Origin of the sequence: Pseudomonas sp. TNT2022 ID1044 (assembly GCF_028656895.1) — a bacterium.
Taxonomy (GTDB): Bacteria; Pseudomonadota; Gammaproteobacteria; order Pseudomonadales; family Pseudomonadaceae; genus Aquipseudomonas; species Aquipseudomonas reinekei.
The window spans coordinates 319,987-346,578 of sequence record NZ_JAMDHB010000004.1 but is presented as its reverse complement, the minus strand read 5'-3'; the positions used below and the strand labels follow the sequence as shown (position 1 = coordinate 346,578).

Here is a 26,592-nt window from a genome sequence, read left to right as displayed (position 1 = left end):
ACAGGCCATTTTAGTCGCTGAGCTGCGGTAACATGGCCGGCTATCCATGCCTTACGGCGTCGAACTCCGGAGTATTGATGCAAGCGCTTGATCACACCCGATACCTCGCCCTGCGCGAGGGAGCACAGGTCCTTGAAGCGGATGGTTCGGGGGACAAGGTGTTGCGACTGACGGACGGCTCGATCCTCAAGCTGTTTCGCCGCAAGCGCCTGCTGACGTCGGCGGCCTGGTATCCGTACGCCCGGCGTTTTGCCGACAATTGCACAGCGCTGCGTGAGCGGCAGATTCCCTGCCCGACGATCCGGGACGTCTATCGAATTGCGAGTATCGAACGTGATGCCGTGCATTACGACCCGCTACCGGGACAAACCCTGCGCCAACTGCTCGATAACCAGGGCGATGCCGATCCGTTGCGCGGCCAGTTGGGGGTGTTCATGGCCACGCTGCATGAACGGGGGATTTACTTCCGCTCGGCGCACCTGGGCAACATCGTGCTCACGCCGGAACACCAGCTGGGCCTGATCGACATTGCCGATCTACGGGTTTATCGCCGCCCGCTGCGTAAATCCCTGCGACTGCGCAACTTCAAGCACATGGTGCGTTACCCGCAGGATCGCCAGTGGCTGCTCGACCGACACGGCGAAGTCTTCATGCAGAATTACGGCCGGACCCAGAACATCTGTTCGCCCGAAGAACTGAACAGCGCCCTGCAGAAGTGATTTGAATCGCTTCGCCTCCGGGGAGGAGGCGAAGCGCCAGCTTATGCCTGCGTGGCGCGCTGCGCGTTGAGCGCTCGCCCCAAAACCATTGCCGCCGGCAGCAACACCAGCGGCCACAGTTCGTCAGGGTTGCCGATCAGCAAGCTGCCATCGAAGTTCAGCATGACCAGCGCGCAGGCCAGGTACATGCCCCATATATCGCGCAGGCGCCAGGCCTGCCATAGCGTGGCCAGCATCAACCCGATGAACAGCACCAGGCCCACGGCTCCGGTGTACAACCCCAAGGCGACAAAAATATTGTGCGGATGCTGGATTGGCATCCAGCCATCGAGCACCTGGGCGGTATGGAAGTCGATCCCGCACCCTAGCAACCAACCGCAGTTGTGCCACTCACCGACCATGATGTTGAAGATTTCGATGCGATAGGAATCGCCCCGGGTCCAGAGCGATTGGTACCAGGCTTCGTTATGCACGACCGCATACAACACCCCCAGAACGACCAGTGTGATTACCACTGCACTGCCAACCAGCCGCGGCCTGTGGTACAGGCCGTAAAGCAGCCAGATACCCATCAGGAACGCAACACCGACCAGCGCTGTGCGGGTCTGCAGAACAAAGACAACCGCGAAGATCGACAGGACAATGGCCAGCCCGGCTTCAACCCATCGACGCGTCCTGAACCAGAATGGCAACGCCAATGCCAGCGAACACAACAACCAGACACTGGCATAGATGACGTTCTGCAGGCGCGATGGCAGCAACGCTACCCGCGTCCCGACGGCATATTCACCAGTCACCCAGCTATAGAGCGCACAACAGAAGATGTACAACGCCAGGACCCAGAATTGCGCTCGAACAAACCCTGGGCTACGGAAAAACTGCGGATCACTGAAAGCACTGACCACCATGATAAACATCATCACGTAGAAGATATGCTTGAAGAACTGCAACTCTCCGGCAATCGTAGCCGGCACCAGGAACCACAGAATGAATGCCATCCACCCCAGCGCCAGAGGCTGATTGAACAGACCCGCACCACGCTCCTTGATCAGGAACACCAGGCCCGGCAATACCATCAGTCCATAGAACAGATTGTTGGTCCACTTCGAGGACCAGCCGATGACAAAGCTCAACAGGAACAGGCAAAGCGCTGTTCCGAAGTAAGCTGAAACGGTGAATTTTCCGCTTTTCATACCGCTAGATACCATGAAGCACCCAACCCGCCAGCAGCCCGACAACGAGTGCCGTAACAAGCTTGATTCGATCCAGACGCTTGCGCCGCTTCTTGTTCACCCGTTCTTCGGGAACGACAACGTGCTCACCGAAGCCCGTGTGCAACACCGCATCATTCTCCAGGATCAACGCGTAGCGGTTTTTCGCCGCATACAATCGCGACAATTCTTTTTCACCGGAGAACCCGGAGTACGGCGCATGCAGCAAATAGTCGGCACGACGACGCAAACCCGGGTTAAAGGAAAACCCCTGCCACTCAGCCTTGTGCGAGCCGAGCACATAAAAAGGGATGCCGTGGCTGACTTTCCGCTCGTTCAGGAACACATAAGGGCTGTGAACCATCAGATCGTGGTTGAAGCTGCGTAGCCATACTTGCAGGGCCTGCGGATCTTCTTCCAGCAGGCATTGGGATTCTTCGATAAACCCTTCACGGTAGAAGTCCCAGTCATCTTCGCAATGGAAAATCCACGAAGTCTCGACCTGTGCATAGGCGGCGTCGATGGACTTCAACTGCCCCAGGCGCGGGTTGTTGATGAAGAATTGCGTATGCGCCCGCCAGTGTTCCGGGATACAGGCTTCGACAGCGCTATCGCCGGAATCCTCGGTGATGAACACTTTACGGATGGGAGCCGTGTTGAAGCGGTCAAACGTCTCCAGGGTTCGCTTCAAAAGATCGAAGCGACCGCAACTGGTGATGACGACCGAAATGTCGCTAGTCTCGCTGAACAGCATTTATTTACACCGCACCCTTGGTTGTTGAGTCACCCGGCCTTAAAGCCCCAGCGACAAGCGTAATTTTTCTTTCCAGCTCAACGGAGCCCGTTCGCGCAGCGGCGCACGCATCGCCTCGACAATTGCATGCCCCACTGCACGGAAGGTGTAACGCTGCTCGACCAGTGCCTGCCCGGCCAATGAAATGGCTTCGGTCAGCTCTGGTGATTCACGTAGTACCGCCAGCTTCTCCTGGAGCTCTTCTCGAGTCCGATACAACACAATGTTCTGCATGTCGACAAAGCCCAGCGCGCGATTTTCGTCTTCTCCCTGGTCGTACGCAAAGAGAACGCAACCGCAGGCCATGGCCTCGAAGTTCTTGATCATGTATTCGCCCATGCCCACGTCGGCACTGACGAAACAACGGATCCGGCTCAACGTTTCGCAGTATTCCTCACCCGACTTGGTGCGGGTGATCAGCAGGTTTTCGACCTCTGCCACCGATTCGAGCATGGCCTTGCGTCCGGCATAAGCCACGCTATTGAGGCTGCCGACAAAGCCCAACTCGATATCACGCTCGCGCTGGCGGTTCTGCAACAGTGCCTGGTCGTAGCCCTTGGGCACGAAATGGGCATCAAAACCCTCTTCGCGCAAACGCTGGCTGACCATGTACCCGGAACTGATCACGCGCGCCCAGGGCAATTTACGGTAGTGCGCACTGAACTTGCCGGTGTATTTGCACGGGATGTAATTCTGATACGCATCGTGCTCAAGGATAACCAGATTGGGCAGGGTCTGTATGAACGCAACCTGTCTGATCTCCTTTTTGAAGCGCAGGAAAAAAACGATGCGATCGTAAAGGCTCACGTCGACGTGCTTGCGGAAATAGCCACGCAAGTCGTCCTGCTCCGCACTGGTCAGTTCCCGCTTGTCGCAGTCGCACTGCTCGGCGATCCCGTCATACAGCCGATCAAGGATCGCTCGCTGCTCTTTCTGCACCAGAAACAGAACTTTCAATTGGTCTCTCTCTTGCCAGCCAGCTCTTGAACCCAGAACAACTCGTGGCGTCGCACTGTTTTACGGAAGAACTCGTTTTCCCCGAAAACCGGCCAACGCCGGGCCGCGAGGCACCGTTGAATCCCTCGGCGAAGCAGACGCTTGAACGGCATCCGGGGTTGAAGGTCGTGCATCATGCCCAACGACATGGCCTTGCGCCACTGCATTTCAGACGACAGGCAAGGTGTCCACGGCCGCAGCGGTGCATTTGCGCCGATTTGCGGAGGCAGTGCCACACCCGTGCCGGCGTCGCCCATCGGCCAGCGATCGTTGTCGTGTAAATGGTTGGCGTAATGCAACAGCGTTTCCGGCTGCCAGGCAGTGCCGTTCAATGCCTGCATCACAGCTTGCTGGGAGCATAGATGGTCTGGATGCGGATCAAAGGTCGGATGTGGCAAAACAATGACCTGAGGCTGGATTCGCTCGATTAATTCACTCAAGTCGGCCAGCAAGTTGTTCCAGGACGGCACCCCGTCGGCATCGCTGGCCAGGGAAAATGGATTGAAGCGGCGGAAGTAACGGGTGTCGCCAAGCTGCGCTTCACGGGAGGCCACGGGCTCCTTTGGCGCGCTCTGCATGGCGGGCAGTTGCAGGCAGAAATACCCCAACTGAATGCAACGCTCCTGGGGAACGCCACCCCACAACGGCACGCTGACACTGTCCCAGGCCCGCAGCGAACCTTTCAGGCGTGACGCCTCAATGCCGTCGAGGCCCATCTGCTGGTAGTGCTCGGCTTCGATCTCCCCTGCGGTCAGGGTCACGATCCAGCTTTCGCGGGCGCGGCTGTACAAACCGAAGGCGGCCAGTTCCGCGTCATCGGCGTGGGGCGCGATGACCAGCACCCGTTGACGACTGTAATCCGGGTGTTCAAACGCCCACAGCACCGGTTCGCCGAGCAGGCGGCAAAAGCGAGCGCGCAAGCGCAACTCGCCTTTGGACAGCACCTGCGCCTGACCGCTGAGGTTGAGGTAACGCAAGCCATTTACGCCGCGTTCGAAGGTCTGCCGATCCGGGTTGTCACCGCCGGTCAATTCGACCACCGGATCAAGGAAACGCCCCAGCCAGGTGCTTTTGATCCGCAACGCCAACACCAGCGTCGCGTCTTCGACCAGCATGACGCCGTCGTCCAGCCGCAGGCGTTCGCCGTTCAAGTGCACCTTCGGTTGAGGCGTGTACGGCGGGAAGCTGTATTGGTAATCGTCTTTGGGCGAATAGAACAAATGGTCGGCAAACCAGGCCTCATGGGCGATCCAGCCCAGGACCGCGAGCACCAGTGGCAGCCACCAGGCCACCAGCAGGCCCAGAACAATCAACAACCCCAGCGCGACCAGCAAGCCGATGCGCTTGTTGCGCCGGTGGCGCTTGAGCAGTTGTTGTTTGCGGCTCATGGGTTGGCTCATACGGTGAAGACCGGCACAGGGTTGCACCAGCGATCCTTGTATTCCCGGTCGGCGCGGCCGAAGGAAAAGCGCAAGGGCTTGTCCAGCGCCCGGGCGTGTTCCCAGGCACTTTGGGTGTTGAGGAAGCTCAACACGCTGCCAGGGCTGAACGCCCGGGTTTCAGGGTCGACGCCGCCATTGATGTATTCGACGCTGATCCACTGGGGCGTTACGACGCGGTACACCAGCTGGATGGCAATCGGTGCATCGTTGAGGAAAATCACCGAGCCGATCAGCAACTCGCGCAACAGTTCGATGACCTCAGCCATGCGCTCGGCGCCGGTCGCTGGAAAGCCCCAGCGGCGCTGGAACAGGTCGCAGTAAATGGCGGCCAGCTCGCTGCTGGAAAACTCCGAAACCGGTCGAACCACACCACCCGCCTCTTCCAGCAAGCGGAGTTCACGGCGCTGGTTATAGCGAAACTTTTTCGACAACTCTTCAGGCGTGCGGGCCATCGCCAGCTGTTCGGCCTGTAGCTTGATGCCCGTGAAACGGTTTTCGTTCAGGGCCGACAGGTAACGCCCGCGATGGCGCAGAGGTGCCTGGGCATCGGCGGCGGCCGGCAGGATGATCTCGGCATTGCCAAGGTCGAACAGGCCTTTTTTGCCGCTGCGCTTGAGCACATCCTTGGACAGGGCGAGATCGCGTCCCCAGGTCGGGATCGCGGCTTTGACTTCGCCCTCATGCTCCCAGGCGAGGTAACGCACCGGAATATCGGCCAACTGCGCCAGCCGCTCAACCACCATCGGGTGGGTGGCGACGCTGCCGCCGTAACGCTGCCAGGCCTCGGCATATATCGAAGCATCGGCTACCGACCAGCCACGTTCGCGCCAGCCTTGAAATCTGTTGAGCATCAGCCCCTCGGTGCCAGTTCGATAACGTGTGGCAATTGCCAGAAAGCATCCTGCACCGCGCGGTCGGAAAAGCGTTCACGCAAGCGGTCCAGCATCAGCTCGGCGCACTGATGACGCTGTTGATCGTCCATCGCGGCCAAGTGTTGCAGCCCTTGCGCCAGATGTTCGGCATCGCCCAGCGGGAACAAAATACCTACGCCTTCGACCACTTCCCTGGCCCCGCCACATGCAGTGGCCAGCAAGGGTACACCAGCCGCCATGGCTTCGAGCAGCACCATGCCGAAGGGTTCGTGATCGGAACTCAAGGCAAAGACGTCGAAGGCACGAAAATAACGTCGGGCCTCGGGTACCTGACCGAGGAACAGCACGCGATCGCCGATCCCCAATTCGCGCGCCTGCGCCTTGAGGTCCTCTTCCAGTCGTCCGCTGCCAAGAATCACCAGCTGACTGTGGGCGGGCAAGCCCGGCAGCGCCGCGGCGAAGCCATCAAGCAACGTGGCCTGATCCTTGTCCGGGTGCAATCGCCCGACGTTGCCGACAATCCAGGCATCCGCCGACAGCCCCAGAATCTCCCGCGCCTCGCGCGCCGACACCTGGCTGGCCTGCAAGGCCGGCACATCGATACGGTTATAAAGTGTCTGGATTCGCGCCGCCGGCCACTTCGGCAGGCAACGTCGCATGTCATCGCGCACGGCGTCGGAAACCCCGAGCAGACTCAGGCGCTTGCGGAAAATATGAGCGAACAGCTTGCGAGTGCCGCGCTTGTAATCGTCAAACGCGTGGTGCACGCCAATCACCGGCAACGAAGTGCCCAGCAAGGCGATGTAAATGGGTTTGAAGCGATGGGCAATACAGAAACTGAAATTGCGCGAAGCGGCGATCTTGCGCAGATCGCCGATGGCACCCAGCTTCAGGCCACGAATGGCCTTGGAGCTGTATTCCATGAACAACACTTCGTCGGAGGCGCATCCGGCGGCGACTTCGGCGTCTGCGACCCCGGTGAGAAACACCGTGGTCACCCGATAACCGGTCCCCGCGAACAGGCTGGCGTATTGCCGGGCGCAGTCCAGAAACGGCCCGTCATAGCCGTGGCAGAACTGCAACACATGGCGTTCAGCCGAGCGTGTCATATGCGTTCGCGCCCTCTTTGACCACCAGGATGTCTTCCATGATCAGATACTGTAGATCGGAACCGAAGAACATGTTCAGGGCGTCCGTCGGCGAGCAGATCATCGGCTCGCCGCGACGGTTGAGCGAAGTGTTCAGCGACACACCGTTGCCGGTCAGCACTTCCAGCGCCTTCATCATGTCGTAGTAGCGCGGGTTGTATTCGCGCTTGAGCACCTGGGCGCGGGAGGTGCCATCTTCATGGACGACTTCCGGCACGCGGGTTTTCCACTCTTCAGCCACTTCGAAAGTGAAGGTCATGAACGGTGCCGGGTGATCGATCTTGATCATCTGTGGCGCGACGGTGTCGAGCATCGACGGGCAGAAAGGCCTCCAGCGCTCGCGGAACTTGATCTGGTGGTTGATGCGATCTGCCACGCCCGGCACGCTCGGGCAACCGATGATCGAACGACCGCCGAGTGCACGCGGACCAAACTCCATGCGACCCTGGAACCAGGCCACCGGGTTGCCGTCGACCATGATCCTGGCGATCTGCTCCGGCATGTTGTCGAGCTTGCGCCACGCGGGTTTGTTCTCATGACGGGCACAGGCGGCGATCACGTCTTCATTGCTGTACGACGGGCCGAGGTAGACGTGTTCCATCTTCTCGACCGGTACGCCACGGGCGTGGGACACATACGCCGCGGCGCCGACGGCGGTGCCGGCATCGCCGGACGCAGGCTGTACGAACAGCTCTTTAATATCGTCGCGGGCGATGATTTTCTGGTTCAGCTTGACGTTCAACGCACAGCCGCCAGCGAAGGCCAGCTTGCCGGTTTCCTTGAGCACGTCGCCCAGGTAGTGGTCGATCATTTGCAGCGCCAGTTTCTCGAACAGCGCCTGCATGCTCGCGGCATAGTGGATGTACGGCTCGTCGGCGATGTCGCCTTCGCGCTTCGGACCCAGCCACTCGATCAGCTTTGGCGAGAAGTAGAAACCCTTGCCCTTCTCTTTATAGCGACGCAGGCCGATGACGTTGGCGTAATCGGTGTTGATCACCAGTTCGCCGTTTTCGAAAGAGGCCAGGCGCGAGAAATCGTATTTGCTGGCGTCGCCGTAAGGCGCCATGCCCATGACCTTGAACTCGCCGTCGAGCATCTCGAAACCGAGGAACTCGGTGATCGCACCGTACAGGCCGCCGAGGGAGTCAGGATCGAAGAATTCCTTGATCTTGTGGATTTTGCCGTTTTCGCCGTAACCGAAGAAGGTCGTGGCGTACTCGCCCTTGCCGTCGATGCCCAGAATCGCGGTTTTTTCTTTGAAACCGGAGCAGTGGTAGGCGCTGGAGGCGTGGGCCAGGTGGTGCTCGACCGGCTCGATCTTGATTTTCTTCGGATCGAAACCCAGTTGCTCGAGGCACCAGACAATCTTGTTGCGATAGCGCTTGTAGCGGCGGTTGCCCATCAGGATCGCGTCGAGGGCGCGGTCCGGGGCGTACCAGTAACGCTTGGCGTAGTGCCAGCGGGCCTTGCCGAACAGGCTGATCGGTGCGAATGGAATCGCCACCACGTCAACGTCGGAAGGTTTGATGCCGGCCTGTTCCAGGCAGAACTTCGCCGATTCATAAGGCATGCGGTTCTTTGCATGTTTATCGCGCACGAAGCGCTCTTCTTCAGCCGCCGCGACCAGCTTGCCGTCGATGTACAGGGCTGCGGAAGGATCATGGCTAAGGGCGCCGGACAGGCCAAGAATCGTCAATGCCACAGGGGTCTAGCCTCTTTAGTCTGCGTGCAGGCGCAATGCGCCTCAAAAATTTATGTGCCCTCGCAAGGGGCGAGAGACAGCTAAAGGGCGGGATTATAGCGTAAAAGCAGCGGCAAGCCTCTAGCGGCAAGCGGCAAGCTCTTTCGCCCCCTGTTTAACCTCGCGCCGGTCGCCAGTAGATCTGGATATTGCCGTCCACACCCTGCCGGTAAATCGTGTAGGGCAAGGCAACGGTATCCAGTGCGCAAGACAGGGTCAGGTCCAGCAGAACGAGCGGTACGAGGATACCGGTGGGATCGGGTGGTGCGTTCAAGATGCAAAAATCATAAGCCAGGCCGCTATAGACTCGCGGGATGGACTGGCAATAGGTTTTTTGCTTTCGCAGCCCTTGAGCGGCGTCGGCGTCATCCTGAAGTACCGTAGAGACGCTCCCGCACCCTGCCAACGCCAGCGAAATCGCGCCTGATGCAACTGCCATTTTTATCGTCAAAATCTGCCCTCCGTGAACGTCAGGGCAAACTAGCATCGCGCTCATTCAGGCCACAGTTCATGGCTTCCCAAGATCATGTAGGACAGCTCTTAAAAGAATGTCCCTAATCTTCGCTGGCAGTTCGGGCCTCATCGCGAGCAGGCTCGCTTCCACAGGGGTTCTCGAGCGAACACAATATTTGCGTACGATCAAGATTCGATGTGGAAGCGAGCCTGCTCGCGATAGCGCTTCAAGCCGCGCTGGAGATGTCTTTGGGCAAACGCTGATCGATGACTTGGTAAAGCGCACTATTCTGCGGCCAATTACGCATGAACCGCGCGCGATCCCGCGCATACGCCGGTGCAAAACTGGCGAGCGAGGCGTGCTGGCACATCGAATCGAGATCGATCAACGCCCAGCGATCCTGCTGCCAGAACAGGTTGTGGCCCTTGAAGTCACCATGGCTGATGCGCTCTCGGATCAATTCGGCAAACAGGTGATCCAGCGCCGCCAGCTCGGACTCCGGTGCATCGCCGCTGTCCACGTAGGGCGCAAAGCGCTCGATGATGTCCGGTCCCGGCAGATGCTCGGTGATGAGATAGGCGCGACCGCGCAGCCAGAGAAAACGTTTTTCCAGAAGCGCCAGCGGCTTGGGCGTGGCGATGCCGAGAAACGCCAGGCGATTGCCTTCGCGCCAGGAATGCCAGGCCCGGCTCGGGCGCCAGAAGCGCTTGAGCCAGTGCGCGAACCCCTTGATGTTGTAGCGCTTGATCACCAGCGTGCGGCCATTGACCTCGACCTTGCCGACGCTCGCCGCGCCGCCGGTCTTGTACAGGTGCCCCTGATCAAGCAAGTCATCGGCCCGCTCCAGCACCGGCAACATGGCCGCTTCTTCCTCGCGGCGAATCGCACGCAAGCCGAACGCCCCGCGCTGCACGCTGAACAGCGTGCACTCACGGCCGACCTTGTCCAGATAATCCTTGAGACGCCAGCTGCGGACCTTGTCGATCTGCTTCTGCAGCGCTTCCATGGGCAAGGCATGCTCGCCATTGCTCAGCAGGTAGTACACCAGCAACTCTTCGGTGAACGGCTGCAGGGATTGCGGCAACTGGGCGAAAAACACCCCGAGATTTTCCAGGACTTTCTGCCGCGACAACGGCTGGCCTGGCGTTTCGCTGCAGATTCCGGCGCCGTCGATCAAATACAGCCGACGACCCTGGCGCAACAGGTTGTCCAGGTGCAGGTCTTCCTGCCACAAGCCTTTGCGGTGCATTTGGCCAATGGCACCCAAGGCCTCGGCCAAAACCGCTGATTGCTCGTCGGCCAGCACGGGCAAGTGTTCAACCTGCTGCCACGCATCGCCGAGGCTTTCAGCGCCTTCCAGAAACTCGAACAACAGCCAGCCACCCTCGCCGTCCTTGAGGCCATCGGCCAACAGCAGCGGTGTGGTCAGGCCTTGAGCAGCGAGCAAGCGCACGCCGTCCAGCTCACGTTGAAAATGCCGCGCAGCCTTGCTGCCCACCAGCAATTTTGCCAGCACCGGCCGGCCACGCCAGACACCCGCACCGACGTAACGCTGCCCCGGCAACACCCGCAGCAGGCTGAGCAATTGCAGATCGGCCGGCCCGGCAGCATCGGCCAGGGAAAGGCTTAATGGCAACGCCGGACTGCGACCCGCGTTTTTCAGTTCGGACAAACGCATCAGCCTTTCCCCTTATGGCTACGCCGGGCAATCAAGCGTGTCAGCCAACTGTCGATCAACGAACTGTCCTGTGCCTGATCCAGATACGCGGCCAACAGCACCCGCAACTGCGCTTCGCTCCACTCGGGCGCGCGACGCAGCAACGGTTCCAGATCCTTGACCCGGTCACGTTGACCGAACAACAGCGGCCGGGTCTTTTCCAGGTCGATCAACTGCGCCTGATAACCGTCGCCGGTGGCGCGCAGGAAAATGTGCTTGGGATAAAAGCAGCCGTGCACCTGACGCATGCCATGCAGGCGCCGCGCCAGTTGACCACAGGCTTGCAGAATAGCCACGTGCTGCGCCTCGCCGAGGTCCGACCAGCGCCGCAGCAGCGAATCCAGGTCATCCCAACCATCCAGCGCCCGGGTCAGCAGCACGGCGCGGACTTCGCCATCAACCTTGCGCTCGCCGAAGAACGCGGCTTTCAGCGCCGGAATTCCGAGCTCTTCATAGCGGCTGATGTTGCGAAACTCACGGGCAAAACTCGGCTCGCCGAACGGCGCGTGCAAGGTGCGCATCTGGTAGTTGCTCTGGCGCTTGAGATAGAAGCCATGACCTTCCAGATCCAGCCGAAACACGCTGCTCCAGCCACCGCGAACGGTGTTGGGTTCGTCCACGGCGTCGAGTTGCCGTGCCCAAAGCGCTTCGAACGTGCCGAGGCCATGGCGCTCAAGCAGCGCACGGTCTTCAGCGGCCAGAAAATCAGTCATTCGCGTCCCTCGAAAAATCTCACCACGTGCCGGATCCGTTTTTTATCGGCGGCATTGAGCCGGTCCCGCTGGCGGTATTGCAGGTAAAAGCGCAGGCGCTGGGTCGCCGAGAGTTGATACTTGGCGACCTTGTCCAGGCACGCCAGGTCCTTGGTGATGCGGTACTTGAGCCAGAAACCGCTCCAGAAATCACCATTGGGACAGTCGATCAGAAACAGCCGGGGCTGATCGTCGACCAGCAGGTTGCGCCACTTCAAATCGTTGTGGGTAAAACGGTGCTCGTGCATGGTCCGGGTGTGGCTGGCCAGCTGGCGGCTGACGTTATCGACCCACGCGCGATCCGCGAGCTTGGGGTCGTGTCGCTCGGCCAGGGCCGACAAGTCTTCGGTATGCGGCAGTTCACGGGTGATCATCGCCCCGCGATCATAAGCCATGCCGCGACGCTCCAACCCCCAGGCCACCACTTCGGCGGTAGGAATCCCCCACTTGGCGAAGCGCTTGAGGTTCTGCCACTCCATTTTCACCCGAGGCTTGCCCAGGTAACGGCGCAAGCCCTTGCCTGCGCCCACATAGCGCTTGACGTAATAGTTGACGCCCTTGCGCTGAACGCGGATGACTTCGGACAGCGGGTCACGGGTCAAGCGCTCGCCTTGAAGCGCAAACACCGCCTCGAGGCTGCCAAAGTCTTCCGCCAGATCGCTGTACTCAGGTTCCAGTGTCCAACCCGCCATCAGAGCGCATCCCCGTATCGCTGTTTGCGGTCGTAGAGTTTGTTGGCCTTGCCTTCGAGCCAGCTCAGCAGCCCGGCTTCCTCGATGAGGATTTGCCGCAGCGGTTGCTGGAAATAACCCTTGAGGAAGCGCAGTTTGTCGCGTCGGGTCAGGCCGATATCCAGGGCGGAAAAGTACAGCGCCGCCAGATCCTTGTTGCGCCAGCGCGCGGTGATCTTCGGGCGGGTCTGGGCGCGGTGCAGGTCGATCACCGACAATTTGAAGTCATCGGCCGTCACCGGCTTGTCGGTGTGCAGCAGGAAGTGGCAGATGTAGCAGTCGCGGTGGTTGACCCCGGCGCGGTGCATCATGCCGGTCATGCGCGCCACTTCTGCGATCAGGGCGCGCTTGAGCTTCGGCTCGGGCGGCTGCTTGATCCAGTTGATGCTGAAATCTTCGAGACTGACCGTCGGCGCCAGCTCTTCGGTGACAATGAAGGAGTGCTGATCCGCCGGGTTGCTGCCCTTCTCGCCGTAAGCGACGGCCGTCATGGACGGCACGCCGACTTCCTGCAAGCGCTGGATCGCTTTCCACTCTTGCCCCGCACCGAGTACCGGCAATTTGGCGGTGAGCAGGTTCTTGAAGATCTCGCCCCAGCCAATGCCACGGTGGATTTTCACAAAAAACCCGTTGCCGTTCACTTCGGTGCGTAAGGTCCGGCGCGCTTCAAGCTCGCGGTACACCTCGCCCTGCAAGCCCTCGACCTCGGCGAACGGATCGCGTCCGGCCCAGAGGCTTTTGAACGGTTCAGCCAGCATCAACTTCATTTAGCGTGCTCCGCCAGAATCACATCGGCCGCGTGCTGCGGCATGCTGTAGAGGTCGGCCGTCTCGGCGAAGGCCAGACCGTTGCGGCTCCAGGCCGCCCGTGCTTGAGCGTCGTTCAGCATTCCGGTCAGGTACTGCGTCAGTTGCGCCTGCTCGAAGGGTTCGTCCAGCACCAGGCCGGCATCGGCCTCGGCGATGTAATGAGCGTAACCGCACACCGCACTGACCAGCACCGGCAACCCGGCGACCAGCGCTTCAAGCAGCACGGTACCGGTGTTTTCGTTGTATGCCGGGTGGATCAACAGATCGGCACCCAGCAGGAAACGCGGGATATCGCTGCGGCCCTTGAGGAACGTCACGTTATCGCCAAGCCCCAGCGTCGCGCTCTGCATCTGGAATAATTTGGGGTCGTCCTGGCCGATTACAAACAGCCGGGTGCGTTTCTTCAGATCAGCGGGCAATGCCGCCAGCGCCTTGAGGCTGCGATCCACGCCTTTGGTCTTGAACCCGGAGCCGATCTGCACCAGCAGCAGCTCATCGTCCTTGAGGTTGAATTCGGCACGAAACCCGGCACGAATGTCGTCGGCATCGGCCGGGCGGCGACGATCCTGGGCGATGCCCGGCGGCAACAGATGGAAGCGCTCCAGCGGCGTGTCGTAATGCTTGATGAACAGTGGCTGCTGGACTTCGGAGATCATCAACACTTCAGTCTTCGCGTCTTTGGCGAACACCGCGCGCTCGTATTCGGCGAAGTGGCGATAGCGGCCCCAGCGGCGATACAGCGAGTTGCGCAGGTTCTGCGCCTTGTCTTCGAAGCAGCCGTCGGCGGCGTAGTAGACGTCCAGGCCGGGCATCTTGTTGAAGCCGATCAGACGGTCGACCGGACGCTTGGCCAGGTCCGCTTCCATCCACTCGCTGAGTTTTTCATTGCGGCGATGGTTGAAGAATGCCTTGACCGGCGCCACCAGCACTTCAAAACCCGGCGGCACGTCGCCTTCCCAGATCAGCGTATAGACGCGGATCTGGTGACCGCGCTTCTGGCACTCCAGGGCAATGCGCATGAAATCGCGCTGCAAGCCACCGAAGGGAAAGTACTTGTACAGGACAAATGCCAATTGCATCAGCGCAGCTCCTCAGCCAGTAACAACGTGCTCAGTCGGCTGGCGACACGCTCGGGATTCAGGCGCGTGAAGCACAATGGCCACTCGCGTTTAAGGTCGAACTGACGGGCGTCTTCGGCCGTCGGTTGGTAGGTGCATTTCTTCTGCAGGCACGGTGCGCAAGGGAAATCGCTGGCCAGGTGAATCTGTGATTTGCCGTAGGCGCCGGTCAGGCCCGGGTTGGTCGGGCCGAACAGCGACAGCGTCGGCACATCCAGTGCGGCGGCCAAATGACCGAGACCGGTGTCCACCGCCACGCACGCCTGAGCCCCCGCCAGTACCTTGCCGACCCCGGCCAGGTTCAGTTTCGGCAGTACTTCGGCGTGCTTGAAACCGGCAGCGATGCGCTCGGCGCGAGCCTTCTCCACCGCATTGCCCCACGGCAGTTTCACCCCGACGCCGAGATAACCGACCCGCTCGGTCAGCTCGCGCCAATAGGCTTCAGGCCAGTGCTTGGTGTCCCAGGTGGTGCCGTGCAGGAACAACACGTAAGGATTCTTGCGCGGCAATTCCACCAGGCGCTCGATGTTCAAGCCATAGTCGCCCAGGCCTTTGGGCAAGTCGTAACCCAGGGCAATGGCGAACAGCTGACGCACTCGCTCCACCGCGTGCTGGCCACGGGCAACCGCCAGGCGTCGATTGTAGAAACGGGCAGCGATCGGTTCGCGTGCCGACGCTTTATCGAGACCCGCGACCGGGGCTTTGACGTAGCGAGTCAACCACGCGCTTTTCAGCAGGCCCTGGGCATCGATGACCAGATCGTATTTCGTGGCGCGAAGGCTTTGCTTGAAGCGCTTCCACTCGCCGCTCTTGATGGTTTGCCAGAGGTTTTTGCGCCAGCGACGGATCGCCACCGGAATCACCTTGCCCACCGCCGGATGCCAGGTCGGGATCTCGGCGAAGCCTTCTTCCACCACCCAGTCGAACGTGATGCCGGGGATCGCCCGCGCCGCATCGGTCAGCGCCGGCAACGCATGAATCACGTCGCCCAGCGATGAGGTCTTGATCAGCAGTACCCGCAAACTATTTGACCTCGACCGCTGTGCCCTGCAAACGCTGCAGAGCTTCGTTCACCGCTTGCGGCATGAGTTGGCGCAGGCAGTTGTAATGGCCGAAACGGCAGGTGCGATCGAAGCACGGGCTGCACTCGATGCCCAGGCGCACGATCTCGACATGCTCGGCCAGCGGTGGCGTGAAACCCGGCGATGTCGAACCGTAGACCGCCACCAGCGGACGATTCAACGCGGCAGCAACGTGCATCAGCCCGGAATCGTTGGACACCACCGAATCGGCGCAGGAGAGCAGGTCGATGGCCTCGGCCAGCGAAGTGCCGCCGCTGAGGTTCACCGACTCTTCGCGCAAGCCGGGAATCAACCGGGAACGGATGTCTTCACCGACGGCGTGATCGTTTTTCGAGCCAAACAGCCAGACTTGCCAACCGTCACGGATCTTCGCCTCGGCCACCTTGGCGTAATGCTCGGACGGCCAGCGTTTGGATTCGCCGAACTCTGCACCGGGGCACAGCGCCAACACCGGGCGATCGAGGGTCAGGCCGAACCTGGCCAGCGCCGCCTCTCGAGTGACCGGGTCGATCTGCAGGCTTGGCCGTGGATACGGTTCCGGCAGCTCAACACCCGGCTCGAAGGCCAGCGCCATGAAGCGCTCGATCATCAGCGGGTAACGATCCTTGTCCAGCGTGCGCACATCGTTGAGCAGGCCATAGCGGAACTCGCCACGCCAGCCGGTGCGCTTGGGGATGCCGGCAAAGAACGGCACCAGCGCCGACTTCAGGGAATTGGGCAACAGGATCGCCTGGTCGTATTGCCCGGCCAGGGATTTGCCGATGCGCCGACGGGTCGCCAGCTCCAGTGCACCGTGGCCGAGCGGGAAGCTCAAGGCCTGGCGAACTTCGGGCATGCGCTCAAGAATCGGCCGGCTCCACTCGGGGGCCAGCACGTCGATTTCGCACTGTGGGTGGCGCTGCTTGAGACACTGAAACAGTGTCTGCGCCATCACCATGTCACCGACCCAACTGGGCCCAACGATCAGAATTTTCATGTGGTTTCCATAAACGAACCGGGGAGGCCTACGCCTCCCCGCCTCGTGAATCTCTGCGGGAGCATGGCGGCTTGCGATGGGTCATCACCTTCAACATTGCTGTCGACTGTCACTCCGCTATCGCGAGCAGGCTCGCTCCCACATTGGGTAATGGTGTACATCAATCTGCCTGACGCTGCAGATCTACTGTGGGAGCGGGCTTGCCCGCGATGAGGTCGTCACCTCCAGCATTGATGGTGACTGATACACCGCTATCGCGAGCAAGCCCGCTCCCACAGGGACATTCAGTGCTGCAAATCCCGTTTCAGCTTAGCCCCAGCTCACGCCAGATCCGCATGACCTGTTGCCGTTCGTCCGCGAACTGATCGCCCGGTATCACTCCGGGATCCTTCTGCAAGGCCTGCCGGTGGGCGGCGGAGCGGTAAGCTTTATAAGCTTCGCGCAACAGACTGGCATCTTCGACGGGCATCAGCCCTTCGTGTTCCAGCTCTTCCAGAATGCGGATGTTATCGGTCCAGCGCAGCAATGGCGGGTGCGTTTGCGACCACGCCAGGGCCGCGTATTGCACCATAAATTCAATATCGACGATACCTCCGGCGTCCTGCTTGAGGTCGAAGGGCGCCGTGGGCTCGAAGGCATTTGCCCCGGTACCGGCCGCGGTGCTCTTGGTGCCGAGGTTATCGCGCATCTTGGCGCGCATCTCGCTGACCTCCTGGCGCAGGGTCGGCAAGTCACGCGGTTTGCCCAGTATCGCGGCACGGACTTTTTCGAAAGCCTGGCCGACATCCTGACTGCCCACCAACACCCGCGCCCGCACCAGTGCTTGATGCTCCCACGTCCAGGCTTCATTTTCCTGATAACGGGAAAACGCCCCCAGTGAACTGACCAAAAGCCCCGACGCACCGGACGGTCGCAGGCGCATATCCACTTCGTACAGCTGGCCCGAGTTGGTCTGGGCCGTGAGCAAGTGGATGATCCGCTGCCCAAGCCGGGTGAAAAACTGCGCGCCATCGATCGGCTTCGGTCCGTCGGTTTCTGCCTGCGGATCACCGTCATGGATGAACACCAGATCGAGGTCCGAACCATGCCCGAGTTCCAGGCCGCCGACTTTCCCATAACCGACAATGATGAAGCCGGGGTCGCATAAAGAGCCGTCGGTACGCAACGGCGTGCCGTACTTGGCCACCGTTTGCCGCCAGGCCAGGGCCAGTACTTGCTCAAGGATCGCTTCGGCGAGCCAGGTCAGATAATCACTGACCTTCATCAGCGGCAGGCTGCCGGCGATTTCCGACGCGGCGACGCGCAAGCGGTGCGCCAGTTTGAAATGGCGCAGGGCTTCCATCTGCTGCTCGAGATCGTCCTCGGGAATCCGCGTAAGGCGCTCACGCAATTCAGCGGCCAGTTCCGGGGCCAACGGCGGCTTGAACAGTCGGCCTTCGTTGAGCAATTCATCGAGCAACAACGGGAAACGCGTAATCTGTTCAGCGATCCACGGGCTCGCGGCGCACAAGGTCAGCAAGCGACGCAACGCCCCGGGGTTTTCGGTCAACAACACCAGATAGGCAGAACGGCGCGCCACGGCTTCCACCAAGGGCAGCACACGCTCCAGCACCAGATCCGGGTTGACGTGCTCCACAGCCTGGGCAAGCAGTCGCGGAATAAAGGCATCCAGTCGCTCGCGCCCCAGACGCTGCATGGCGCGCAACTGCGGACTACTACGCAGGCCGGCCAACGCCCTCAACGCTTTGGGCGCATCGGCGAAACCACCTTCTTCCAGCTGGCGACACGCGGCTTCTTCGTCCTGGGCTTCTTCCCACAGCGGCAGCCATTCACCGCCGACCACCACTTCACTTTCGCTGCCTTCTTCCTCGTCAGGGTCCGCGATGACCTGACCGAAGTGCCACGCCACCCGACCTCGCCAGTACATCAACTGCTCATGGAACGACGCCCAATCGGCAAAGCCCAACATAAAGGCAATGCGCGCCTGATCCTGAGCGCCATCCGGCAGCATCTGGGTCTGGCGGTCGGCGATCGCCTGGATCGCATGTTCGGTGTAACGCAGGAATTCGTAGCCTTCACGCAGCTCGCTGATCACCGCTGGCGGCAGATAGCCCTGCCCTTCCAGAGTGCTCAGTACTTTTAATAGAGGACGCTGTTGCAAGCTGAGGTCGCGGCCACCGTGGATGAGCTGGAACGCCTGGGCGATGAACTCCACTTCACGGATGCCACCGGAACCGAGCTTGATATTGTCGGCCATGCCCTTGCGCCGCACTTCCTGCTGGATCAGCTGCTTCATGGTGCGCAGCGCTTCGATGGCGGAGAAATCCAGGTAGCGCCGGTACACGAAGGGTCGCAGCATCTCTTGCAGTTGCGCGCCGGCGACTTGATCGCCCGCCACCACACGCGACTTGATCATGGCGTAGCGTTCCCAGTCGCGCCCCTGATCCTGATAGTACTGTTCCAGCGCATTGAAGCTCAGCACCAGCGCACCGGCCGAGCCGTAAGGACGCAAACGCATGTCGACCCGGAACACGAAACCGTCGACGGTCATCGGGTCCAGCGCCTTGATCAGGCGCTGCCCGAGCCGGATGAAAAATTCCTGGTTGTCCAGCGGACGTTTGACGCCGACGGTTTCGCCGCCTTCGGGGTACGCGAATATCAGGTCAATGTCGGACGACAGGTTCAATTCCACCGCACCGAGCTTGCCCATGCCCAGCACCACCATCTGCTGCGGCTCGCCGCTGCGGCGGCCGGTGGGCACGCCGAACTGCTGGCAATGGCGCGTGTACAACCATTGATAAGCCTGGTCGATGCTGGCGTCGGCCATGTCCGACAGATCGCGGCAGGTCTGGACCAGATCGGCCTGGCGGGTCAGGTCGCGCCAGATGATCCGCACCTGGTGACGCGCACGTTGGCGGCGCAAGGCGCGGGCCAGTTGATCATCGGTTTCTGCCAATCCCGCGGCGGCGGCAATCTGCGCGCACATCTCACCGACGGCGAAGCGGCGGTCCAGTTCACCGGACTGCGCCAGCTCCAGCAACATCAAAGGGTCACGCACGCTCTGTTCAATGACAAAGTCGCTGGCGGCGGTCACTCGGGCAAATTGAGCCCAGCGCTCCGGGGTCCAGGTGGACAACCCATGATCGTCATCCAGGGCAGCGACCGCCGCCCGGAACGACTGCTCGGCGCGAGTGACAAGCGGCAATAGAATGGCGGGCAGTTCGGCAAGCGAAGGGAGGCTCATGGTCTATCCTTGATCGGCGTGTATCGGGCTGCATGTAGTGAATCTTCATATTGCACTACCTGAAGGACTGTCGAACAAAAGTTAGAAATAGCTGAAATTTCTTTATTTTTGGCAGCCAGCATCAAGCTTTCACCTTTTCTGGTTGGTAAAAGACCAACCTTAACGATTATTCTCACAACGCAGCCGGGGGCCACAAGCCGCTCATCTGTAGTTTTACTACTCGTATATACATTAGGAAGGCTGAAATGCCGGATGATTTGTAGTAAAACTACACACCGCCGGAACAACCTATCGGCAATCCAAGAATTCATAACGTCTGCCCACAAGGCCAGTCGCTAACTCAGGCAACCGATTCTGGTAGCCTTTCCGCCCTGGAGCAAGCCATGCAAGACCTCGATCCCGTCGAAACCCAGGAATGGCTGGACGCCCTGGAATCGGTTCTCGACAAAGAAGGCGAAGACCGTGCTCACTATCTGATGACCCGTATGGGTGAACTCGCAACCCGCAGCGGTTCGCAGTTGCCTTACGCCATCACCACGCCTTACCGCAACACCATCCCTGTTACCCACGAAGCACGCATGCCTGGCGACCTGTTCATGGAACGCCGCATTCGCTCGCTGGTACGCTGGAACGCGATGGCCATGGTAATGCGTACGAACCTGAAAGATTCTGACCTCGGCGGTCACATCTCCAGCTTCGCTTCCAGTGCGACCCTGTATGACATCGGCTTCAACTACTTCTTCCAGGCCCCGACCGACGAACACGGCGGCGACCTGATCTACTTCCAGGGCCACACCTCGCCAGGCGTTTACGCCCGTGCATTCATGGAAGGCCGCATCACCGAAGACCAGATGAACAACTTCCGCCAGGAAGTCGACGGTCAGGGCCTCTCGTCCTACCCGCACCCTTGGCTGATGCCTGACTTCTGGCAGTTCCCGACTGTATCCATGGGCCTGGGCCCGATCCAGGCGATCTACCAGGCACGCTTCATGAAGTACCTGGAAGCCCGTGGCTTCATTCCTGCCGGCAAGCAAAAAGTCTGGTGCTTCCTGGGCGACGGCGAGTGCGACGAGCCGGAATCCCTGGGCGCGATCTCCCTGGCTGGCCGCGAAAAGCTGGACAACCTGATCTTCGTCATCAACTGCAACCTGCAGCGCCTCGACGGCCCGGTTCGCGGCAACGGCAAGATCATCCAGGAACTCGAAGGCGTGTTCCGCGGTGCTCAGTGGAACGTGACCAAAGTCATCTGGGGCCGTTTCTGGGACCCACTGCTGGCCAAGGACGTCGACGGCATCCTGCAACGTCGCATGGACGAAGTCATCGACGGCGAGTATCAGAACTACAAAGCCAAAGACGGCGCGTTCGTGCGTGAACACTTCTTCAACTCGCCAGAACTCAAGGCGATGGTTGCAGACCTGTCCGACGACGAGATCTGGAAACTCAACCGTGGCGGCCACGACCCGTACAAGGTCTACGCGGCGTACCACGAAGCGGTCAACCACAAAGAACAACCTACCGTCATCCTGGCCAAGACCATCAAGGGTTATGGCACCGGTGCCGGCGAAGCGAAAAACACCGCGCACAACACCAAGAAGGTTGATGTTGAAAGCCTGAAGCTGTTCCGCGATCGTTTCGACATTCCGGTCAAGGACGAAGAACTGGAGAACCTGCCGTTCTTCAAGCCAGAGCCAAACAGCGCCGAAGCCCGCTACCTGAGCGAGCGCCGCACTGCACTGGGCGGTTTCGTGCCTCAGCGTCGCGCGCAGAGCTTCAGCGTACCGACCCCGGACCTGGACACCCTCAAGGCCATCCTCGACGGCTCGGGCGACCGTGAAATTTCCACCACCATGGCTTTCGTGCGCATCCTGGCGCAGCTGGTCAAGGACAAGGAAATCGGTCCGCGCATCGTCCCGATCATTCCTGACGAAGCCCGTACCTTCGGTATGGAAGGCATGTTCCGTCAGTTGGGCATCTACTCGTCCGTCGGCCAGCTCTACGAGCCAGTCGATAAAGACCAGGTGATGTTCTACAAGGAAGACAAGAAGGGCCAGATCCTCGAAGAAGGCATCAACGAAGCGGGCGCCATGAGCTCCTTCATCGCTGCCGGTACTTCGTACTCCAGCCACAACCAGCCGATGCTGCCGTTCTACATCTTCTACTCGATGTTCGGCTTCCAGCGTATCGGTGACCTGGCCTGGGCCGCTGGCGACAGCCGTACCCGTGGTTTCCTGATCGGCGGCACCGCCGGCCGTACCACCCTCAACGGTGAAGGCCTGCAGCACGAAGACGGTCACAGCCACCTGCTGGCCGCGACCATCCCGAACTGCCGCACCTACGATCCAACCTACGGCTACGAGCTGGCGGTGATCATTCAGGACGGCATGAAGAAGATGACCGAAGAGCAACAGGACGTCTTCTACTACATTACCGTGATGAACGAGTCGTACCAGCAGCCAGCCATGCCGGCCGGTGCCGAAGAAGGCATCAAGAAAGGCATGTACCTGCTCGAAGAAGACACCCGCGAAGCGGCGCACCACGTTCAGCTGATGGGCTCCGGCACCATCCTGCGTGAAGTCCGTGAAGCAGCGAAGATCCTGCGTGAAGAGTTCAACGTCGGCGCTGACGTGTGGAGCGTTACCAGCTTCAACGAACTGCGTCGCGATGGCCTGGCCGTAGAGCGCAGCAACCGTCTGCACCCTGGCCAGAAGCCTAAGCTGAGCTATGTGGAAGAGTGCCTGAACGGCCGTAAAGGTCCGGTCATCGCCTCGACCGACTACATGAAACTGTTCGCCGAGCAGATCCGTCAGTGGGTACCGTCCAAGGAATTCAAAGTCCTGGGCACCGACGGTTTCGGCCGCAGCGACAGCCGCAAGAAACTGCGTCATTTCTTCGAAGTTGACCGTCATTTCGTGGTGTTGGCAGCCCTGGAAGCACTGGCTGACCGTGGTGACATCGAACCTAAGGTTGTGGCTGAAGCCATCGCCAAGTTCGGTATCAACCCGGAAAAACTCAACCCACTGGACTGCTGAGGAGAGATTCTGTGAGCGAACTCATTCGCGTACCTGACATCGGCAGCGGTGAAGGTGAAGTAATTGAACTGTTTGTGAAGGTCGGCGACCGTATCGAAGCCGAGCAGAGCATCCTGACGCTGGAATCGGACAAGGCGAGCATGGAAGTGCCTGCGCCGAAGGCCGGTATCGTCAAAAGCCTGAAAGTGAAGCTGGGCGATCGCCTGAAAGAAGGCGACGAACTGCTGGAGCTGGAAGTCGAAGGTGCCGCTGATGCGGCCCCTGCGGCTGCCGCTGCGCCAGCGGCAAAAGCAGAAGCCAAACCGGCTGCTGCAGCGCCTGCCGCCGCTGCTCCTGCTGCTGCGCCGGCCGCCGCCAGCGTTCAGCAAGTGCACGTACCGGACATCGGCTCGTCGGGCAAGGCCCAGATCATCGAGATCCAGGTCAAGGTCGGCGACACCGTCGAGGCTGATCAGTCGCTGATCACCCTGGAATCCGACAAGGCCAGCATGGAAATCCCGTCGCCTGCCGCTGGCGTGGTCAAGGCCATCAGCGTCAAGCTCAACGACGAAGTCGGCACGGGCGACCTGATTCTGGATCTGGAAGTGGCGGGTGCTGCGGCACCGGCTGCTGCCGCTCCGGCCCAGGCGGCTGCACCTGCCGCCGCCGCTCCTGCGCCAGCCGCTGCCGCTCCGGCTGCACCGGTAGCCGACAGCGTCCAGGACATCCACGTTCCGGATATCGGTTCGGCGGGCAAGGCCAAGATCATCGAAGTCCTGGTCAAGGCCGGCGACACCGTTGAAGCAGACCAGTCGCTGATCACCCTGGAATCCGACAAGGCCAGCATGGAAATCCCGTCGCCCGCCGCTGGCGTGGTGGAAAGCGTTTCCATCAAGCTCGATGACGAAGTCGGTACCGGCGACCTGATCCTCAAACTGAAAGTCAAAGGCGCCGCCCCGGCTGCTGCTCCGGCACCTGCCGCTGCCGCACCGAGCGCCGCTCCTGCTGCTGCCACCGCTGCTGCTCCAGCCGCTGCACCTGCTGCCGCTCCGGCCGCTGCTCCAGCCAAGCCGGGCGCCAAGGTTCACGCCGGCCCGGCCGTGCGTCAACTGGCCCGTGAATTCGGTGTCGAGCTGAGCGCTGTTGGCGCCAGCGGTCCACACGGTCGCATCCTGAAAGAAGACGTGCAGGTTTACGTCAAAGCCATGATGCAGAAGGCCAAGGAAGCTCCGGCCGCTGCTGCTGGCGCAACCGGTGGCGCGGGCATCCCGCCGATCCCGGTCGTCGACTTCAGCCGTTTTGGCGAAATCGAAGAAGTGCCGATGACTCGCCTGATGCAAATCGGCGCGTCGAGCCTGCACCGCAGCTGGTTGAACATTCCGCACGTGACTCAGTTCGATTCGGCTGATATCACCGAGCTGGAAGCCTTCCGTGTTGCGCAGAAAGCCGTTGCAGAGAAGGCCGGCGTCAAGCTGACCATCCTGCCGCTGCTGCTCAAGTCGTGCGCACACATGCTCAAGGAACTGCCGGACTTCAACAGTTCGCTGGCACCAAGCGGCAAGGCGATCATCCGCAAGAAATACGTCAACATCGGCTTCGCCGTCGACACCCCGGATGGCCTGCTGGTACCGGTCATCAAGAACGTCGACCAGAAGAGCCTGTTGCAACTGGCTGCCGAAGCCGCCGCGCTGGCCGCCAAGGCTCGCGACAAGAAGCTCACCGCTGACGACATGCAAGGCGCCTGCTTCACCATTTCCAGCCTCGGCCACATTGGCGGCACCGGCTTCGCGCCGATCGTCAACGCGCCGGAAGTGGCGATCCTCGGTGTTTCCAAGGCAACCATCCAGCCAGTCTGGGACGGCAAAGCCTTCCAGCCGAAACTGATGCTGCCGCTGTCGCTGTCCTACGATCACCGTGTGATCAACGGCGCCGCTGCCGCACGCTTCACCCAGCGTCTGGGCAGCCTGCTGGCGGACATCCGCACCATACTGCTGTAAGACCGGCGGGCCCTCCTTCAGCGGAGGGCCCGTCGCGTTCCAAGTTTTCCGAGCGCCACGCTCGTACCTCAACCCCGCCAATTTGGCGGGGCTTTTTTTGCCTTCGATAAAGCATATTCCTACATTCGCGGCTTAAATCGCCCACAACTTCGGTCCACTTTCGCTCGATATTTTTTCCGCCCGACTATTTAGGCTGAGTTCAATAGCCGCCAACAGTGCAGGCAACCCATACAACATCATTTCGAATGGACTCGAATATGTTAAAACCTACTATCGGCCCAATAGTCGGGCATACAACAACTGAGCACGCCCGCATTTTTTTGCGTGGCGCATGGCAAACAGACCAACTTGTATTTGCAGGCATCCGTTATCGCCGGGTTGGCGACGAATACTGGAGCAAAGGCGTATTTATTCAACTGACGCCGTCACGCGACATGTCAGGCGTCATCGTTCTGCATGATCTGGCCGCCGACACCGAGTACGAATATCAGGCCGGCTGGATCAGCCCCATGTACCCGATGCACACCCCGGAAACTGTCCAGGAACTGCCACTGCAATGGCCACGGGATGTTTATCGCTTGCGCACGCAATCCAGCGAGACCACAACGCCACGGGCCTATATTGTTGGCTCCTGCCGCTATTTGCGCATGACTGCAGGCCGACCCTCCAGCCCGCACCTGGGTGACCGGATCTTCGCCTCCATCGACCATCTGGCACAACGCGCGACACCGCCGATCAACGCATTGCTGATGACGGGCGACCAGGTGTATGTCGACGATTTGAACTTCATCGCGCCGGACAGGGAATACAAGGAGATACTTGCCAAGTATCGTGCTGCGTTCTCACAACCGCACATTGCGAAATTAATGTCAGGCATTGCGACTTACATGATTCTCGATGACCATGAAATTGAAGATAACTGGCCAGCCAACAAAAACAGTACTGATGAATATTTATATAACAATGCTCTGGCGGCTTATGAACTTTATCAAGCCAGCCACAGCCCGGCCCATGAACTTAATTCCCAAGGACAAATAAGCCAAGCGCTGGTGCGCTATTGGTACCCGTTCTCCAATGGTGATATCGAGTGGTTTGTCACCGACAGTCGAACCCGACGCAATCTCACGGCCAACGACCGGCGCATCCTCGATATCGAGCAGGAGCAGGCTTTGTGCGACTGGCTGATCCACAGCCCGGCACGGGTCAAGTTCGTGGTCACCAGCGTGATGTTCTACCCGGACCGCAAACGACTGGGCGACGACGCCTGGCAAGCCTTTCCCGAGCAACGCCTGCGGCTGCTGGAGACGATTCGCACCCATGGCATCAAGAACGTGGTGTTCATTTGCGGCGATGTACACGGTTCCCTCACCAGTCGACTGACCCACAGCGAAGACCCGGACTTTGAAGTCCACACCATCGTCTCGTCGCCGCTGTGCAACAGCAAACTGCTGCCCTATGCGAAAGCTTCCACCTTCATGCTCGATCAACCTTTGGCCCGGACCGCTGCCGGCGATTATCAGCATGAGTTGACCAGCGACGTGATCAGCCGGGATAACTTTGCCCACCTGATCGTCGATTCGCAACGGATTCAGGTTCGTTATCACGATCGGGATGGCCAGCTTCTAGAGTCGGTCAGGATTTTGTTGCGTTAAACGCATTACTTTTGACTTCAATTGAAGAAATCTTCGCGCCTGCCGACACATTCTTATAGCACTTGGCCTTCATGTCTCTTGTCAGTCGGTGTGGCAATGATGCAACCTTGCCGCAGGCAACAATAAAGAG

At 60.2% G+C, this 26,592-nt stretch carries 20 protein-coding genes; 4 read left to right on the top strand and 16 right to left on the bottom strand.

What is annotated here, in order from left to right:
* The first annotated feature begins 77 nt into the window (after positions 1 to 77).
* Positions 78 to 719, top strand: a complete 642-nt coding sequence (locus M5G20_RS07775) for a toluene tolerance protein (RefSeq protein WP_273918642.1) — start codon at positions 78 to 80, stop codon at positions 717 to 719.
* Between the two features lie 41 nt (positions 720 to 760).
* Here M5G20_RS07775 and M5G20_RS07770 read toward each other — a convergent pair whose 3' ends face one another.
* From M5G20_RS07770 to glnE, 16 genes are all read right to left on the bottom strand, one after another.
* Positions 761 to 1,912 (bottom strand): O-antigen ligase family protein, encoded by a 1,152-nt coding sequence (locus M5G20_RS07770; RefSeq protein WP_273918641.1) that lies wholly within the window; start codon positions 1,910 to 1,912, stop codon positions 761 to 763.
* A 4-nt stretch (positions 1,913 to 1,916) separates the two neighbouring features.
* The gene (locus M5G20_RS07765; RefSeq protein ID WP_273918640.1) at positions 1,917 to 2,684 is read right to left on the bottom strand and encodes a glycosyltransferase family 2 protein; all 768 of its coding nucleotides are present in this window, start codon (positions 2,682 to 2,684) and stop codon (positions 1,917 to 1,919) included.
* A 39-nt stretch (positions 2,685 to 2,723) separates the two neighbouring features.
* Positions 2,724 to 3,680, bottom strand: a complete 957-nt coding sequence (locus M5G20_RS07760) for a glycosyltransferase family protein (protein WP_273918639.1) — start codon at positions 3,678 to 3,680, stop codon at positions 2,724 to 2,726.
* Positions 3,677 to 5,107 (bottom strand): PIG-L deacetylase family protein, encoded by a 1,431-nt coding sequence (locus M5G20_RS07755; protein ID WP_273918637.1) that lies wholly within the window; start codon positions 5,105 to 5,107, stop codon positions 3,677 to 3,679. Before M5G20_RS07755 ends, M5G20_RS07760 begins: the two co-directional genes overlap by 4 nt.
* A gap of 8 nt (positions 5,108 to 5,115) precedes the next feature.
* Complete coding sequence (locus M5G20_RS07750; RefSeq protein WP_273918636.1) at positions 5,116 to 6,012, bottom strand: antimicrobial resistance protein Mig-14; 897 nt, start codon at positions 6,010 to 6,012, stop codon at positions 5,116 to 5,118.
* Positions 6,012 to 7,142, bottom strand: coding sequence for a glycosyltransferase (locus M5G20_RS07745; RefSeq protein WP_273918635.1), 1,131 nt, complete (start codon positions 7,140 to 7,142; stop codon positions 6,012 to 6,014). Before M5G20_RS07745 ends, M5G20_RS07750 begins: the two co-directional genes overlap by 1 nt.
* On the bottom strand, positions 7,126 to 8,883 hold the full coding sequence (locus M5G20_RS07740) for a carbamoyltransferase family protein (RefSeq protein ID WP_273918634.1): 1,758 nt from the start codon (positions 8,881 to 8,883) through the stop codon (positions 7,126 to 7,128). The genes M5G20_RS07745 and M5G20_RS07740 overlap by 17 nt, the downstream gene beginning before the upstream one ends.
* 154 nt (positions 8,884 to 9,037) lie before the next feature.
* Positions 9,038 to 9,373 carry a YceK/YidQ family lipoprotein gene (locus tag M5G20_RS07735; protein WP_273918633.1) on the bottom strand — a complete coding sequence of 112 codons (336 nt, stop codon included), beginning with the start codon at positions 9,371 to 9,373 and terminating at the stop codon, positions 9,038 to 9,040.
* Positions 9,374 to 9,602: 229 nt separating this feature from the next.
* A complete protein-coding gene (locus tag M5G20_RS07730; RefSeq protein ID WP_273918632.1) occupies positions 9,603 to 11,054 on the bottom strand; it encodes a lipopolysaccharide kinase InaA family protein in 1,452 nt (483 codons plus the stop codon).
* Positions 11,054 to 11,806 carry a lipopolysaccharide kinase InaA family protein gene (locus M5G20_RS07725; protein ID WP_273918631.1) on the bottom strand — a complete coding sequence of 251 codons (753 nt, stop codon included), beginning with the start codon at positions 11,804 to 11,806 and terminating at the stop codon, positions 11,054 to 11,056. The genes M5G20_RS07730 and M5G20_RS07725 overlap by 1 nt, the downstream gene beginning before the upstream one ends.
* Entirely contained in the window at positions 11,803 to 12,537 is a 735-nt protein-coding gene (locus tag M5G20_RS07720; RefSeq protein WP_273918630.1) for a lipopolysaccharide kinase InaA family protein, read from the bottom strand. Before M5G20_RS07720 ends, M5G20_RS07725 begins: the two co-directional genes overlap by 4 nt.
* Positions 12,537 to 13,343, bottom strand: a complete 807-nt coding sequence (rfaP, locus tag M5G20_RS07715; protein ID WP_273918629.1) for a lipopolysaccharide core heptose(I) kinase RfaP — start codon at positions 13,341 to 13,343, stop codon at positions 12,537 to 12,539. The genes M5G20_RS07720 and rfaP overlap by 1 nt, the downstream gene beginning before the upstream one ends.
* Positions 13,340 to 14,464 (bottom strand): glycosyltransferase family 4 protein, encoded by a 1,125-nt coding sequence (locus M5G20_RS07710; protein ID WP_273918628.1) that lies wholly within the window; start codon positions 14,462 to 14,464, stop codon positions 13,340 to 13,342. The genes rfaP and M5G20_RS07710 overlap by 4 nt, the downstream gene beginning before the upstream one ends.
* Complete coding sequence (gene waaC / locus M5G20_RS07705; RefSeq protein WP_273918627.1) at positions 14,464 to 15,525, bottom strand: lipopolysaccharide heptosyltransferase I; 1,062 nt, start codon at positions 15,523 to 15,525, stop codon at positions 14,464 to 14,466. The genes M5G20_RS07710 and waaC overlap by 1 nt, the downstream gene beginning before the upstream one ends.
* Before the next feature lies 1 nt (position 15,526).
* On the bottom strand, positions 15,527 to 16,561 hold the full coding sequence (gene waaF, locus M5G20_RS07700; RefSeq protein WP_273918626.1) for a lipopolysaccharide heptosyltransferase II: 1,035 nt from the start codon (positions 16,559 to 16,561) through the stop codon (positions 15,527 to 15,529).
* A gap of 304 nt (positions 16,562 to 16,865) precedes the next feature.
* Entirely contained in the window at positions 16,866 to 19,805 is a 2,940-nt protein-coding gene (gene glnE, locus M5G20_RS07695; protein ID WP_273918625.1) for a bifunctional [glutamate--ammonia ligase]-adenylyl-L-tyrosine phosphorylase/[glutamate--ammonia-ligase] adenylyltransferase, read from the bottom strand.
* 383 nt (positions 19,806 to 20,188) lie between these two features.
* Between glnE and aceE the strand changes: the two genes are divergently transcribed.
* The 3 genes from aceE (at position 20,189) to M5G20_RS07680 (ending at position 26,462) form a co-directional block, all read left to right on the top strand.
* Positions 20,189 to 22,834, top strand: a complete 2,646-nt coding sequence (gene aceE, locus M5G20_RS07690; protein WP_075947289.1) for a pyruvate dehydrogenase (acetyl-transferring), homodimeric type — start codon at positions 20,189 to 20,191, stop codon at positions 22,832 to 22,834.
* An 11-nt stretch (positions 22,835 to 22,845) separates the two neighbouring features.
* Entirely contained in the window at positions 22,846 to 24,810 is a 1,965-nt protein-coding gene (aceF, locus tag M5G20_RS07685; RefSeq protein WP_273918623.1) for a dihydrolipoyllysine-residue acetyltransferase, read from the top strand.
* Between the two features lie 257 nt (positions 24,811 to 25,067).
* Positions 25,068 to 26,462, top strand: a complete 1,395-nt coding sequence (locus tag M5G20_RS07680) for an alkaline phosphatase D family protein (RefSeq protein ID WP_273918622.1) — start codon at positions 25,068 to 25,070, stop codon at positions 26,460 to 26,462.
* Positions 26,463 to 26,592: the final 130 nt, after the last annotated feature.

What these genes read in the sequence shown, in the direction of transcription:
- M5G20_RS07775 (WP_273918642.1), top strand. Translation starts at nt 78, where the DNA reads ATGCAAGCGCTTGATCACACCCGATACCTCGCCCTGCGCGAGGGAGCA.
- M5G20_RS07770 (WP_273918641.1), bottom strand. Translation starts at nt 1,912, where the DNA reads ATGAAAAGCGGAAAATTCACCGTTTCAGCTTACTTCGGAACAGCGCTT.
- M5G20_RS07765 (WP_273918640.1), bottom strand. Translation starts at nt 2,684, where the DNA reads ATGCTGTTCAGCGAGACTAGCGACATTTCGGTCGTCATCACCAGTTGC.
- M5G20_RS07755 (WP_273918637.1), bottom strand. Translation starts at nt 5,107, where the DNA reads ATGAGCCGCAAACAACAACTGCTCAAGCGCCACCGGCGCAACAAGCGC.
- M5G20_RS07750 (WP_273918636.1), bottom strand. Translation starts at nt 6,012, where the DNA reads ATGCTCAACAGATTTCAAGGCTGGCGCGAACGTGGCTGGTCGGTAGCC.
- M5G20_RS07745 (WP_273918635.1), bottom strand. Translation starts at nt 7,142, where the DNA reads ATGACACGCTCGGCTGAACGCCATGTGTTGCAGTTCTGCCACGGCTAT.
- M5G20_RS07730 (WP_273918632.1), bottom strand. Translation starts at nt 11,054, where the DNA reads ATGCGTTTGTCCGAACTGAAAAACGCGGGTCGCAGTCCGGCGTTGCCA.
- M5G20_RS07725 (WP_273918631.1), bottom strand. Translation starts at nt 11,806, where the DNA reads ATGACTGATTTTCTGGCCGCTGAAGACCGTGCGCTGCTTGAGCGCCAT.
- M5G20_RS07720 (WP_273918630.1), bottom strand. Translation starts at nt 12,537, where the DNA reads ATGGCGGGTTGGACACTGGAACCTGAGTACAGCGATCTGGCGGAAGAC.
- rfaP (WP_273918629.1), bottom strand. Translation starts at nt 13,343, where the DNA reads ATGAAGTTGATGCTGGCTGAACCGTTCAAAAGCCTCTGGGCCGGACGC.
- M5G20_RS07710 (WP_273918628.1), bottom strand. Translation starts at nt 14,464, where the DNA reads ATGCAATTGGCATTTGTCCTGTACAAGTACTTTCCCTTCGGTGGCTTG.
- waaF (WP_273918626.1), bottom strand. Translation starts at nt 16,561, where the DNA reads ATGAAAATTCTGATCGTTGGGCCCAGTTGGGTCGGTGACATGGTGATG.
- glnE (WP_273918625.1), bottom strand. Translation starts at nt 19,805, where the DNA reads ATGAGCCTCCCTTCGCTTGCCGAACTGCCCGCCATTCTATTGCCGCTT.
- aceE (WP_075947289.1), top strand. Translation starts at nt 20,189, where the DNA reads ATGCAAGACCTCGATCCCGTCGAAACCCAGGAATGGCTGGACGCCCTG.
- M5G20_RS07680 (WP_273918622.1), top strand. Translation starts at nt 25,068, where the DNA reads ATGTTAAAACCTACTATCGGCCCAATAGTCGGGCATACAACAACTGAG.